Genomic DNA, 12,427 nt, shown 5'->3' with positions numbered 1-12,427 from the left:
GTCCGGCACAGATCTCACCCTGCGGCGCTGGCGCTACCGGACCTCGAGGTACGCCGCGCGTCCGGTCGCCGGTCCGTCGAGGAAGATGCGCACGGCGCGCGCGCCGTCGCTGGTGGAGAGCGTGTCGATCACCGACGCGATCGACGTGGGCCCGAAGTGGGTCCCGAAGATCGTGACCCGCGCGGTCCGGGAGCTCGCCCCCGCCGGGCGCAGGTCGACCTCGGGATCGAGCCGCACCCCGTTGATCGTCACCGCGCAGTGACCGCCCGCGGACGGCACCACGGCCGGCGCCGCGATGTTGTCGAACACGCGCGGATGCGCGAAGAACACGCGCACCAGCGCCGGGGTCGCGTCATCGGCGAACGCGCCGTGCTGGGTCGCGAACACCAGCCCGTGGCGATCGTAGACGTAGTGCGTGTCGGTGATCGGCACCATGTCCGAGGTCGACGGCATGTCGCCGGCGCCGTACTCCTCGTAGCGCTCGTCGTGGGTCACCCGCTCGATCCGATCGGGCTCGCCCAGCGCCGCGCGCATCCGCGGCAGGCCCAGGTCGGGGAGCGCCACGCCGTTGACGACCAGCGCGCCGCCCGGGTTGGAGATCGTGAGCGCGCAGGTCGACGTGAGCATCGGCTGGTTCTCCACGCGCGGCGACGGGCCGGCCCCAGCGCCGCACGCGCTGACCACGATCGCGACCATCGCTGCGCGCGCCATGCCCACCACGCTACCAGCGATCGCGCTGGGTGCGTGGGCGGCGGTCGACCGCCCGTCAGCGCGCCAGCTCCTCGATGATGTCCTCGGGGCGGATCGGGATCGTCCGGCTCGCCGACGGCTCGCTGGGCGCGCGCCGAGGCCGGGCCGGTGGTGGAGGTCGACGAGGGAGCCGCGGCAGGACCGGACGAGTGCTCATGGACCTCGGACGCCGGCGACGGCCCGGGCATTCACGGCCCGCCCCCGGCGGCGTGGACGCCCTGCGCCGACTGACGATCACGCGGCGTCTCGCGACCTGCAGCGCCGGCGTGGCCCGTCGTGCGGCGGGCCCGGGCGCCGCGCCCGCTCGCGTCAGCGCAGCTTGCGCCGCGAGATGCCCTGGACCTTGCGCCGGCGCAGCCGGGTCGCGGCCTTGGTGCGGCCGTCGATGTAGTCGATCATCTGCTGCTGCGAGTGGGGCGCCGCGCCGTCGCGGTCGCGGCGCTGCACGTAGCTGCCGTCGGGCTGCATGTCCCAGGCGCCGCGCTGGTCGTCGAGCTGGCAGTCGAGGAAGTGCCGGACCTCGCCCTGCAGGCGCGCGTCGTCGATCGGCGCCAGCACCTCGACCCGGCGCTCGAGGTTGCGCTGCATCAGATCGGCCGAGCCCAGGTAGTACTCGGACTTGCCGCGGTTGTGGAAGTACAGCACCCGCGCGTGCTCGAGGAAGCGCCCGACGACGCTGACGACCCGGATGTTCGCGGACACGCCCGGGATGCCGGGACGCAGCCGGCAGGTGTCGCGCACGATCAGGTCGATCTTCACGCCGGCCTGCGACGCGCGGTAGAGCGCGCGGACGATGTCGACGTCCTCGATCGCGTTGACCTTCCACTGCAGCCGGCCGGTCCCGCGCTTGTCCTGGTGCTTGATCTCGCGCTCGATCTTGTCGAGCAGCGCGGTCTTGAGGATCTTCGGCGCCGGCAGCAGCTTGCCGTACTTGCGGCGGGGCCGGAACCCGGTGGTCAGGTAGTTGAACAGCTCGGTCAGGTCGGCGCCGATGACCTTGTCGCAGGTGAACAGGCCGAAGTCGGCGTACAGGCGCGCGGTGCCGGCGTGGTAGTTGCCGGTCGAGATGTGGGCGTAGCGGCGCAGGCCGTCGTAGTCGTGGCGCACGACCAGCACCAGCTTGCAGTGGGTCTTCAGCCCGACCACGCCGTAGGTGACGTGGATGCCGGCCCGCTCCATGCGGTTCGCCCAGCGGATGTTGGCCTCCTCGTCGAAGCGGGCCTTGAGCTCGAGCACCACCGCGACCTGCTTGCCGCCCAGCGCCGCGGCGATCAGGTGCTTGATCACCTGCGAGTCGCGCGACGTGCGGTACAGCGTCGCCTTGATCGCGCGGACCTTGGGATCGGCCGCGGCCTCCTTGAGGAACCGCTCGACCGACTGCTGGAACGACTCGTACGGGTGGTGCACGAGCACGCTGCCGGCGTCACGGATCGTGTGGAAGATGCTGCGCTCGCCCAGCAGCTCGACCGGGGCGGTCGGCGCGTGCGGCGGGTCGCGCAGCGCCGGCACGTCGAGGGTCGCGAGCTCCATCAGGTCGCGCTGGCCGAGCATGCCCTCGGCCTCGAACACGTCGCGGTGCTCGTCGAGGCCGAGCTCGGCCGCGAGCTTGCCGCGCAGGAACGCGGTCATCGTCTGCTCGACCTGCAGCCGGACGATCGGCGCGAACCGGCGCTCGCGCAGCTCGATCTCGATCAGCTCGAGCAGGTCGTCGGCCTCGCCCTCCTCGCGCTCGGTGATCGCGTTGCGGGTCACGCGGAACCGCGCGCAGCTCGCGATCTCCATGTCGGGGAACAACAGGTCGAGGTTCCCGACCATGACGTCGTCGAGCGGGACGAACCGGGTGCCGTCGATGCGCAGGAACCGCGGGATGCCGGCGCCGACCGGCACCTTGACCCGGGCTAGGAGCTGCTCGGGGTCGCCCTTGTAGTGCAGCGTGACCAGCAGGTTGAGCGACAGGTTCGAGACGAACGGGAACGGGTGGGCCGGGTCCATCGCCTGGGGCGTGACCAGCGGGAAGATGTTGTCGAGGTAATAGGCGCGGACCCGGGCGCGCTCGTCGGCGTCGAGGTCCTTCCACGACGTGATGCTGACGCCGGCCGCGGCCAGGCGCGTGATCACGTCATCGAGGATGACGGTCTTGCGGGCCTCGAGCTCCTGGATCATCTGCAGGCACTCGGCGATCTGCTGGCTCGGCGAGCGGCCGTCGGGGGTGACCGCCGAGAAGCCGGCGCCGACCTGCTGCTTGAGGCCGCCGATGCGCTTCTGGAAGAACTCGTCGATGTTGGCCGAGACGATCGCGACGAACTTCAGGCGCTCGAGCAGCGGCACCCGCGGGTCCTCGGCCTCGCGCAGCACCCGCCAGCAGAAGTTGAGGTAGGTCAGCTCGCGGTTGAGCAGCAGCTCGGGCGCGGTCAGCTCGGTCGGCGCCGGCCCGGTCATGCCCGGGTGCGGCGGGGTCCGGGCCCCTCGTCGGCCTTGCGCGCGCGCGGGGTCGGGCGCTCGGGCGCGGCGGGCGACGCCGGCGACGCCGGCGACGAGAGCGGCGCACCGTCGACGATGCGGAACACTCCGGAGGTGGATGGCGAGGTCGGCACGGGCACCCGTCAGTATAGTCGCGCACGCCGCCCCCGCACCGGTGCTAGGGTGACAGTTCGATGGCGCGCATCGTGCTGGCGCTGACCGACCCGCGCAGCGCGCTGCTGGTGCGGGGCCAGCTCGCCTACCTGCGCCAGCGCGGCTTCGACGTCCACCTGGTGACCGGCGCCGGCGAGCCCGCCGGGGCCCTGGCCGCCGCCGAGGGCGCGACCCACCACACCATCGCCATCGAGCGCGACCTGGCGCCGGGGGGCGACCTGCGCGCGGTCGCGGCGATGACCCGCCTGCTGGCGCGGCTGCGGCCGACGCTGGTCGACGGCTCGACGCCGAAGGCCGGCCTGGTCGCCATGGTGGCGGCGACCGCGGCCCGGGTGCCGGTGCGGGTCCACACGCTGCGCGGCCTGCGGCTCGAGACCACCCGCGGGCTGCGGCGCGCGGCGCTGTGGACCGGCCACCGCGTCACCTGCCAGCTCGCCGATCGGGTGATCTGCGTCAGCCCGAGCCTGCGGACCCGGGCCATCGAGCTGGGGGTGGTGCCCGTGGCGCGGGCGGTCGTCCTCGGGCCGGGGTCGGGCAACGGCGTCGATCCCGACGTGTTCGATCCGGCGCGGCACGCCGCCGCGGGCGCGACGCTGCGGGCCGAGCTCGGCGTCGCGCCGGCGGCGTCGGTGGTCGCGTTCGTCGGGCGGCTGTCCCGGGACAAGGGCGTCGGCGATCTGGCGGCGGCCTGGGCCGGGCGGGCCACGCGCGGCGCCCACCTGCTCGTGGTCGGCCCTGACGACCCCACCGATCCGATCACCGCCGCCGCGCGGGCGCAGCTCGCCGGCGACGCGTCGATCCACCTGCTCGGCGATCGACGCGAGGTGGGGCCGATCTACGCCGCCGCCGACGTGCTCGTGCTGCCGTCGCACCGCGAGGCCTCGCCAACGTCCTGCTCGAGGCCGCGGCCATGGGCGTCGCCACGATCGCCACGCGCATCCCCGGCTGCGTCGACGTCGTCACCGACGACGTGACCGGCTCGCTGGTCGCGCCCGGCGACGTCGCGGCGCTGACCGCCGCGATCGATCGCGACCTGGCCGAGCCCGCGCGCCGCGCCCGCCTCGGCGCCGCCGCCCGCGCCCACGTGCTGCGCGCGTTCCGCATGACCGACGTCTGGACCCGCGTCGCCGACGAGTACGCGCGGCTGATCGCGGCCCCGCGGCGGTGATCACCCGGCGCGAGCTGGAGCTCGAGCGTGAACGAGGCGCTGGTGGGCTCGCCGTCGTCGTCCTTGGGCACCGGGAACAGCCAGGTGCGCAGCTGCGCTGCGACGCAGGTGCCGACCTCGTCGGACGGGCCGGTCGCCGTCGGCGCGGTCACGCGGCCGTGCTCGGTGACCGTGAACCCGAGCGCGAGCTGACCGCGCAGGGTGGGGTCGGTCTTGAGGGCGCCCTTGTAGCAGCGCTTGATCCCGGCCATGTAGACCCCCATGACCTTGCGCTTGACCTCGTCGACGTCGAGCGACGTGGCGTCGGCGGCGCGGCCGCCGGCCAGCGCGATGCGCCCGGGCGGCGTCGCCACGGGGTCGGCGGCTGTCCCCACGCCACCGGGACCCAGGTCACCGTGGATACCGCCGGCCCGGACGACGGCGCCGCCGTGATCGATCTGCTCCGCGAGATCCGCGAGATCGCCGCCGGGGCGGGCTCGCGCCATGGCGCCGGCTACCGCGCTGTCACTGTCGGCCGTGAGCAGCGCCGCGAACCGCTCGGCCTCGTCTTCGAGGCTCGCGCGCGTGGCCGCGGCGCCTCGCGCGGGCGGCGGCGGTGTTGACGGCGGCGGCGGCGATGGGGCCGCGACCCGCTCGGACGGCGCTGGAGCGACGGCAGGGGCGTCCGGGACGGCGCGCGGCGGATCGCTCGGCGCCCGCGCGGCGGCCAGCGCCGGCGGATCGCTCGGCGCCATCGGTGGCGGGACGGGCGCGGGCACGTCGCCCTTGCCACACGCGGTCAGGATCAAGGCCGCGAGCGCGGCCCGAGCGAACGTGCTCATGCGCCGATGGTTGCGCGGCCGACCGCCGGCGTCCACTGGATCGCCCGCGCCCGCGCGCTTTCGGGCGTATCGTCGCGCGATGCGGAGGACCACGGTCGTGGCGCTGATCGTCGCCGCGGCCGGGTGCGGCGGCGGTGCCGGCGCGCCGCTCGACGCCGGCCTCGACGCGACCCTCGACGCCGGCCCGTGCCCGCTCGACATGGTGGAGGTCGGCGCCGCGTGCATGGATCGGTTCGAGGCGCCCAACACCGCCGGCGCGCCGCCGCTGGTCATGTACTCGTTCGATCAGGCCGAGGCCTGGTGCGCCGCCCGCGATCGCCGGCTGTGCTTCGACGACGAGTGGCTGACGGCGTGCGCGGGCGCCAACGGCGCCGCGTATCCTTACGGCGACGTCCGGGAGCCCGGGCGCTGCAACGACGACGCGACCTGGCGGACGTATACGCAGACGCTGCTCAACGGCTGGCCGGCGTCGGTCTCGAGCCCCGCGGTCGGCTCGCTGGCCGAGCTGCTCGACGCCGCGCGCTCGGTGTCCCCGACCGCCGCGGCCGCGGCCGATCACGTCCTGGCCCTGTACCAGGGCGCCGGCGGCGGCGCGCGCGCGGGCTGCGTCGGCGCCGCCGGCGCGTTCGACCTGGTCGGCAACGTCGAGGAGTGGACCCGGCGCCGCGACGGCGGCGCGCCGCAGTTCCACGGCAACCTCAAGGGTCGGTACTGGGCCGAGGCGCGGACCTGCCAGAGCAGCGTCCTGGTCCACGGCGACAGCTTCCGCTTCTACGAGATCGGCTTCCGCTGCTGCCGCGACGCCGCGCCCTGAGGCAGTGCGACCGTCACTCCGGGCGGCGCGGCGCGGTCAGCAGATCGAGCTCCTCGAGCATCTCGCGGCGCGTCAGGCGCAGCGCCGTGGCCGCGCCCTCGAGGACGCCGAGCGAGAAGCACACGTCGGGCGTCCGCAGCAGCTCGGGCAGGGCCGCCAGGCCGATGACCTCGTCGGTGGTGAGATCGGTCGAGGCCCGCAGGTGCTCGACCGCCTTCGCGAGCATCGCCCGCAGCGCTTGATCAGACATGGGCACACTGTGCCACGGTCAGCCCCGATCCCAACGCCTCACCGGGCCCCGTCGGCCAGCGCCGCGGCGAGCTCATCGAGCTCGTCGGGGCCGGGCGGGTCGACCTCGGCGAACCGCTGGGCCAGGCCGGCCATGATCGCGTCCGGCAGCCGGGCCTGGGCCATCGGGTAGAGCACCTGATCCTCCTTGTCGATGTGCTGGCGCAAGAGCTCGCCGTAGCCGCTAGCTGCCCGCTCGAGCTCGGCGCGATCGCTGTCGGTCCAGGGCCCGAGCTGGGCCGCGAGCTGCCCCAACGTCGCGGTCAGCGCCCGGCCGAGCCCGTGCTCGTGGAGCATGACCGCGAGCGGACCCTGCTCGCGCGAGAAGCCGTGCTCGACCATCGCCGCGAACAGCAGGTCCTCCTCCTTGCCGTGGTGGCGCGCGTCGGCGAACTCGCGCAGGAACCGGGCGTAGCGCGCGAGCGCCGGGCGGTCGTCGGCGCGGTCGTCGACGACCCGCGCGGTCCAGGCGTCGAGCGCGTCGAGCACGCGCTCGATCGTCCGGTGCTCGTTCATCAAGGTCGCGATCGGATCCATCTGCGCTCGACCTCCGGTGGTGCGCGGCCACGGTAGCCCGCCGCGCCCGCGACACCGGATCGAGCGCACGGGCCATTGGTCGCAGCGACCGATCGCCGCAGGACCCGACGCCCACACGATCGCCGCACGACGGCCACCCAGGACCGCGCCCCCCCCGCGCCGACGACGCGGTCAGCGGATGTCGTCGGGATCGTCGAGCGCGGCCAGATCGACGACGGCGCCGAGCCGCGTGAACACCGCGCGGGCCTCGGCCCGGGCCGCCGCCGCGGCCTCGACCCGCCCGGCCCGATCGTGCAGTCGCGCGGCCGCGGCCGCCAGGCGCGCGTGCTCGAACGGATCGGCGTCGGCAGCGAGCCGGGTCGCCTCGGCCAGGTGCGCCGCGGCCTCGTCGGCGGCACCGACGCGGGCCTCGAGCTGCGCCGTGATCCGCAGGCCGACCGCGACGTCGGCCGTGGTGTCGCTGGCCCGGGCCAGCGCGATCGAGCGCGCGATCGCCGCCCGGGCCAGATCGAGGTCGCCGCGGCGGGCGGCGATCCGGGCCTCGTGCTGGTACGACTCGGGCAGCACCCGACGCTGGCCGACGCTGTCGAGCAGGCGGATGCCCTCGGCCAGCCGCGCGCTGGCGCGGTCGAGGTCGCCCAGCTCGAGCAGGTAACCGCCGAGGTTCGACAGCGCCAGGCCGATGGTCGGGCGGGCGCCGGTGCGCTGGCACAGCGCCACCGCGCGCTCGGTGTGCTCGACCGCGGCGGTCAGCTCGCCGAGGTTGGCGAGCACGACGCCGAGGTTGACGTGGGCGGTGGCCTGGGCCGACAGATCGCCTAGCTCGAGCGCGAGCGCGAGCGTGCGCTCGTTGCAGCTGCGCTGGTCCGCCCAGCGGCCGGCGCGCATGTACGCGCCGCCGAGGCGCGACAGCGCGTAGGCCAGCTCGCGGCGATGGGGCGTGCCGTCGAGCAGCTCGACCGCGCGCTCGCACAGCGCCAGGGCCGCGGGCCCGTCGGCGCCGAGCTGGTACGATCGGACCCAGCCGAGCGAGCCGAACAGGAGCGCCGCCTGGCGCGGATCGGCGCGGGCCTCGGGCGTGAGCTCACCGCCGGGCGCCACCAGCGCCAGCCCGCGCTGGTAGTGCGCGATCGCCGCGGCGTGATCGGCGCGGGCGCTGGCCACCTGGCCGCGGCGGTACGCGAGGCGGACCTGGGCGACGTCGTCGGTGGACGACGTGCGGGCGACCGCCGCGGCGTAGGCGTCGTCGGCCGCGTCGAGCGTGTCGGCCTCGAACGCGGCCTCGCCGAGGCGCTCGGCCAGCTCGGCGTCGCCGGTCCCGGCCGACAGGTCCCACGCGCGGCGCAGCGCCGCGTGGGCCTGGTGGTAGGCGAACAGCTCGAGCGCGCGCAGGCCCGCGGCGCGCCACGCCTGCGCCGCGCCCGGATCGTCGCCGAGCTCGCGGTGGTGAGCCAGCGCCCACAGGAGCTCGGGATCGGTGCCGGCCCGGGCCGCCACCGTCGACGGCAGCGGCGTGACGCCGCCGTCGAGCTGCGCGCCGAGCCACCGCGCCACCGCGGCGTGCGCGGTCCGGCGATCGCGCGGCGCCAGGCGCTGGTAGGCGACGTCGCGGACCAGCGCGTTCGCCAGCTCGTAGCGATCGTCGTCGAGCCCGCTCGGCGGCGTCGGGTACGCCAGGGCGCGCCGCTCCAGCTCGGCCAGCGCGGCGTCGAGCTCGGCGTCGTCGATCGGCGCCGGCATGGCCGCGCGCGCGGCCTGGCGCCAGAAGCCGCGCCCGACCACCGCGGCCGCGCCGAGCAGGCTGGCGGCGGTCGGCGACAGGCGCGCGAGCCGGGCCTGGACCACGGCCTCGACCGTCGGCGGCAGCGTGCCGGGCTGATCACCCCGCTCGAGCAGATCGCGCGCGAGCTCCTCGACGAAGAACGGGTTGCCGCCGGCCCGCGCCACGACGTCGGCGAGGGCGCCGTCGTCGGCGGCGGCCGCGATGTCCCGGGCCAGGCCCGTGGCGGTCGCGTCGTCGAGCGGGCCCAGCTCGAGCACCTCGGCGCCGTGGAGCCCGACCGGCTCGCGGCTGAACACCACCAGCAACACCGGCACCGCCGGCAGGTTGACCGCGAGGTCGGCGACCAGCGCCCGCGACATCTCGTCGGCCCACTGCAGATCGTCGAACAGCACCGCGACCGGGCGTCGGCGGGCGCGCTCCTCGAGCCAGCGCCCCGCCGCCGCCAGCGTGGCCGCGCGCCCGCCCTCGCCCTCGCGCGCCACCGCGTCGAACCAATCGGCGCTGGCCGCGCGCACCAGCGACAGCGCCGCGGCCTCGCCCAGCGGCGCCGCGCACGCCACCAGCCACTCGACGTCGCGGCGCTCGGCCACGCGCGCGATGAAGCCGTCGCGCAGGCGGCTCTTGCCGAGCCCGGGCCCGCCGACGACCTCGACGACGCGCGGCGTCCGCGCCTCGAAGCACCCGCGGGCCACCGCCTCGAGCCGCGCGATCTCGCGGGCCCGGGCCAGGCCGCCGCGCTGGCCGCTGGCGGCGCGCGCCTCGCCGGTGACGCGCAGCGCCCGGCCGCCGCCAGCGTCACCCGCTGGCGCGACGTCGACGTGGGCGGCCACCTGCCGGGCCGCCGCCGCCGACAGCCAGACCTCGCCGACCGGCGCGGCCAGCGCGAGCGCGTCGGCGACCCGGGCGACGTCGCGCGGCACCGCGACCAGCGCGTGCGCGCCGCCGTCAGGGCGCACCATGACCCGGCGGGTGTCGACGCCGGCGTGGCCGCCGCGCGCGCGCGCCAGCAACCGCTGCGCCGCCCGCACCGCGCGCATCGCGTCGTCGCCGAGCGACGTCGGGACGCCGAACAGCGCCGAGACCATGCCGGCGCCGACCGCGATCGGCCAGCCGCCGAGGTCGACGATCGCGCGCTCGAGCTCGTCGGAGGTCGCGTGATCGGGCGTGGCGTCGGCCGCGCGCGCCGCGGCGTCGGCTGGCGCCGCGGTCGCGTCGTCGACGATGAAGGTCAGCACCGTCGCGACCCGGGCCTCGATCCGCCGCCGGGCGCCGCCGACGGTCGCCGCGTCCGGCAACGGTCCGGGCGCGAGGCCGACCCCGGGCGCCAGCTCGTCGGCGGGCTCGCGCAGCGCCCCGGCGAGGCCCTCGGCCAGCGCCGCCGGCGTCGCCAGCCGCGCGCCGGGGTCCGACGCCAGGCCGGTGCGGAGCACGCGATCGAGCGCGACCTGCCGGGGTCCGCTCGCGACGCCGGCCGGCAGCGGTGGCGGCGGCTCGCGATCGAGCGCGCGGCGCGTGGCCTGCCGCATCGAGTGCACGACGAACGGCGTCGTGCCCGCGAGCAGCTCGTAGGCGACGACGGTGGCCGAGTACACGTCGGCGCGGCCGTCGACCCGCTCGCCGCGCAGCAGCTCGGGCGCGGTGTAGGCCGGGGTCCCGACCACGCTGCCGTCGCCGTCGCCCGGGCCGCTGGCCACGCCGAAGTCGGTGAGCACGACCCGGCCGTCGTCGACGAGGATGTTGTCGGGCTTGACGTCGCGGTGCAGCACGCCAGCGGCGTGGGCGGCCCCGAGCGCCGCGCACAGCTGCGAGATCAGGTCGACGATCGTCGCCAGGACCAGCGGCGCCTGCTCGCCCGCGCGGATCGCGCGCTGCACCTGGCGCAGGCTGTGGCCGGGGACCCGGGCCATCGTCACGAACACCTGATCGGCGTGCTGGCCGAGGTCGTGGACCCGGCACACGTTGGGGTGCGTGACCCGTCGGGCCAGGCGCACCTCGCTGCGCAGGCGCTTGCGGTAGCCCGGATCCCCCGACAGCTCGGCCCGCAGCAGCTTCAGCGCGACGTCCTCCTCGAGCTCGAGGTCGTGGGCCGCGTAGACCTCGCCCATGCCGCCGCGGCCGAGCAGCGCGTCCACCCGGTAGCGCCCGGACAGGATCTCGCCGCTCGCCAGCGTCGCCGTGCCTGCCGTCCGCACCGGCGAGGCGGTCTGGGTCGGCGCGCTGTCGTCGATGGCGGGGCCGGTCGGCACATCCGCGTCGCTCACGGCGACCATTGTACCCCCGGCGTGGGCGCTGCACCGATCGGCGGGGCGGCAACCTCTGCCACGGGTCGCGCGTACAACTTCTTCGGAGCCGCTGGAACCTGGCGCCGGCCCCGCCCAGGCACCTCAGGCCGGGGTCGGCCGCGACCACCGCGCCGCGACCGGCACGATCGCCACCGCCAGGGCCGCGCCGCCCGCGCCGATCCAGAACGGCGCGCTCGGCCCGAGCTGGTCCCAGGCCACACCGGCGAGCAAGCTCGCGGCGATCGTCGCCAGGCCGGTGGCCAGGTAGAAGACGCCGAGCGCGCGCCCGCGCCGATCGGCCGGCGCGTGGTCGGCCACGAGCGCCTTGCCGACGCCGTCGGTGAGCGCCATGTACAGGCCGTAGCAGGCGAACAGCGGCCAGATCGTCGTCGCGTCCGACCGCGCGAAGCCGGCGTAGACCAGCGCGTAGATCGCCCAGCCGACGCCGATCACCCGCCAGCGCCCCAGCCGATCCGACAGCGCGCCGGCCGGGTACGACGCCACCGTGTAGACCAGGTTGAACAGCGCGTAGGCCAGGACCACCTTCCACGGCGACATCCCGACGTGGACCGCGCGCAGGATCAAGAAGGTGTCGCTCGAGTTGGCGACCGCGAACACCATCATCGCCGCCAGCACGATCCAGTAGCTGCGCGGCAGCGCGCGCGACGCGTCGGCCGGCGGCGCGCCCGCGGCGACCGGCGGCGGCGCCGGGCGCGGCGCCTCGCGCACCAGGAACGTCAGCGCCAGCGCCGCCAGCCCCATGGCCGCCGCGATCGCGAAGATCACGCGGTACGGCCCGGCGTCGGCCCGCCCGGTGGCGGCGTCGCCGCGCGGCGTGCCGCTGAGCCACCACAGCAAGAACGCCGACGCCAGCACGCCGACCAGCGCGCCGGCGGTGTCCATCGCGCGGTGCAGGCCGAACGCCCGGCCGCGCTGCGCCGGCGGCGTCGCGTCAGCGATCAGCGCGTCGCGCGGGCTCGAGCGCAGGCCCTTGCCCAGGCGATCGATCGTGCGCCCGAGGTACACCATCGGCCACGCGACCGCGCCGACCAGCACCGCCTTGCCCAGCACCGGCAGGCCGTAGCCCCAGCGCACCCACGGCACCCGGCGCCGGTAGCGATCGCTGCGGACGCCGGCGTACGCGGTCAAGAGCGCGACCATCGCCGCCGCCGAGCCCTCGATCCAGCCGAGCTCGGTGGCCGACGCGCCCAGCACGGCGACGACGAACATCGGCAGGAGCGGATAGATCATCTCGCCCGAGACGTCGGCGAAGAACGACACGCCGCCGAGCAGCCACACGGTCCGCGGCAGCGGGCCCGTCGGCGCCGCGGCCGGATCGAGTTCAGGGTC

The 12,427-nt window shown here is 75.9% G+C and carries 9 protein-coding genes and 1 pseudogene; 2 read left to right on the top strand and 8 right to left on the bottom strand.

The genetic code is table 11. From position 1 onward, the window contains the following. Positions 1-33: 33 nt before the first annotated feature. The 3 genes from IPL61_30435 to ppk1 all read right to left on the bottom strand — a co-directional run bounded on the left by IPL61_30435 (position 34) and on the right by ppk1 (position 3,189). Positions 34-711: a hypothetical protein gene (locus IPL61_30435; GenBank protein MBK9035527.1), complete on the bottom strand. Its 678-nt coding sequence runs from the start codon at positions 709-711 to the stop codon at positions 34-36. A 55-nt stretch (positions 712-766) separates the two neighbouring features. Beyond that, on the bottom strand, positions 767-907 hold the full coding sequence (locus tag IPL61_30430; GenBank protein ID MBK9035526.1) for a hypothetical protein: 141 nt from the start codon (positions 905-907) through the stop codon (positions 767-769). Between the two features lie 152 nt (positions 908-1,059). Continuing rightward, entirely contained in the window at positions 1,060-3,189 is a 2,130-nt protein-coding gene (gene ppk1 / locus IPL61_30425) for a polyphosphate kinase 1 (protein MBK9035525.1), read from the bottom strand. Positions 3,190-3,404: 215 nt separating this feature from the next. Between ppk1 and IPL61_30420 the strand changes: the two genes are divergently transcribed. Together IPL61_30420 and IPL61_30415 are read left to right on the top strand one after the other, a co-directional pair. Beyond that, the gene (locus IPL61_30420) at positions 3,405-4,358 is read left to right on the top strand and encodes a glycosyltransferase (protein ID MBK9035524.1); all 954 of its coding nucleotides are present in this window, start codon (positions 3,405-3,407) and stop codon (positions 4,356-4,358) included. Further along, complete coding sequence (locus tag IPL61_30415) at positions 4,295-4,552, top strand: glycosyltransferase (protein MBK9035523.1); 258 nt, start codon at positions 4,295-4,297, stop codon at positions 4,550-4,552. Before IPL61_30420 ends, IPL61_30415 begins: the two co-directional genes overlap by 64 nt. A 26-nt stretch (positions 4,553-4,578) precedes the next feature. On the opposite strand, the pseudogene IPL61_30410 reads toward IPL61_30415, so the two are convergent. The 5 genes and pseudogenes from IPL61_30410 to IPL61_30390 form a co-directional block, all read right to left on the bottom strand. Continuing rightward, positions 4,579-5,646 (bottom strand): annotated as a pseudogene (locus IPL61_30410) (AgmX/PglI C-terminal domain-containing protein). A gap of 554 nt (positions 5,647-6,200) precedes the next feature. After that, a complete protein-coding gene (locus IPL61_30405) occupies positions 6,201-6,437 on the bottom strand; it encodes a hypothetical protein (GenBank protein ID MBK9035522.1) in 237 nt (78 codons plus the stop codon). A gap of 38 nt (positions 6,438-6,475) precedes the next feature. Continuing rightward, positions 6,476-7,012 (bottom strand): hemerythrin domain-containing protein, encoded by a 537-nt coding sequence (locus tag IPL61_30400; protein ID MBK9035521.1) that lies wholly within the window; start codon positions 7,010-7,012, stop codon positions 6,476-6,478. Positions 7,013-7,183: 171 nt separating this feature from the next. Continuing rightward, entirely contained in the window at positions 7,184-11,056 is a 3,873-nt protein-coding gene (locus IPL61_30395; GenBank protein ID MBK9035520.1) for a protein kinase, read from the bottom strand. A gap of 123 nt (positions 11,057-11,179) precedes the next feature. Next, the gene (locus IPL61_30390; protein ID MBK9035519.1) at positions 11,180-12,328 is read right to left on the bottom strand and encodes an MFS transporter; all 1,149 of its coding nucleotides are present in this window, start codon (positions 12,326-12,328) and stop codon (positions 11,180-11,182) included. Between the last annotated feature and the right edge of the window lie 99 nt (positions 12,329-12,427).

Source organism: Myxococcales bacterium, from assembly GCA_016717005.1.
Lineage (GTDB): Bacteria > Myxococcota_A > Polyangia > Haliangiales > Haliangiaceae > UBA2376.
Note: the sequence above shows the minus strand (reverse complement) of the source record. Positions and strands in the feature narration are given on the sequence as shown.

What these genes read in the sequence shown, in the direction of transcription:
- IPL61_30435 (MBK9035527.1), bottom strand. Translation starts at nt 711, where the DNA reads ATGGCGCGCGCAGCGATGGTCGCGATCGTGGTCAGCGCGTGCGGCGCT.
- IPL61_30430 (MBK9035526.1), bottom strand. Translation starts at nt 907, where the DNA reads ATGAGCACTCGTCCGGTCCTGCCGCGGCTCCCTCGTCGACCTCCACCA.
- ppk1 (MBK9035525.1), bottom strand. Translation starts at nt 3,189, where the DNA reads ATGACCGGGCCGGCGCCGACCGAGCTGACCGCGCCCGAGCTGCTGCTC.
- IPL61_30420 (MBK9035524.1), top strand. Translation starts at nt 3,405, where the DNA reads ATGGCGCGCATCGTGCTGGCGCTGACCGACCCGCGCAGCGCGCTGCTG.
- IPL61_30415 (MBK9035523.1), top strand. Translation starts at nt 4,295, where the DNA reads ATGGGCGTCGCCACGATCGCCACGCGCATCCCCGGCTGCGTCGACGTC.
- IPL61_30405 (MBK9035522.1), bottom strand. Translation starts at nt 6,437, where the DNA reads ATGTCTGATCAAGCGCTGCGGGCGATGCTCGCGAAGGCGGTCGAGCAC.
- IPL61_30400 (MBK9035521.1), bottom strand. Translation starts at nt 7,012, where the DNA reads ATGGATCCGATCGCGACCTTGATGAACGAGCACCGGACGATCGAGCGC.
- IPL61_30390 (MBK9035519.1), bottom strand. Translation starts at nt 12,328, where the DNA reads ATGATCTATCCGCTCCTGCCGATGTTCGTCGTCGCCGTGCTGGGCGCG.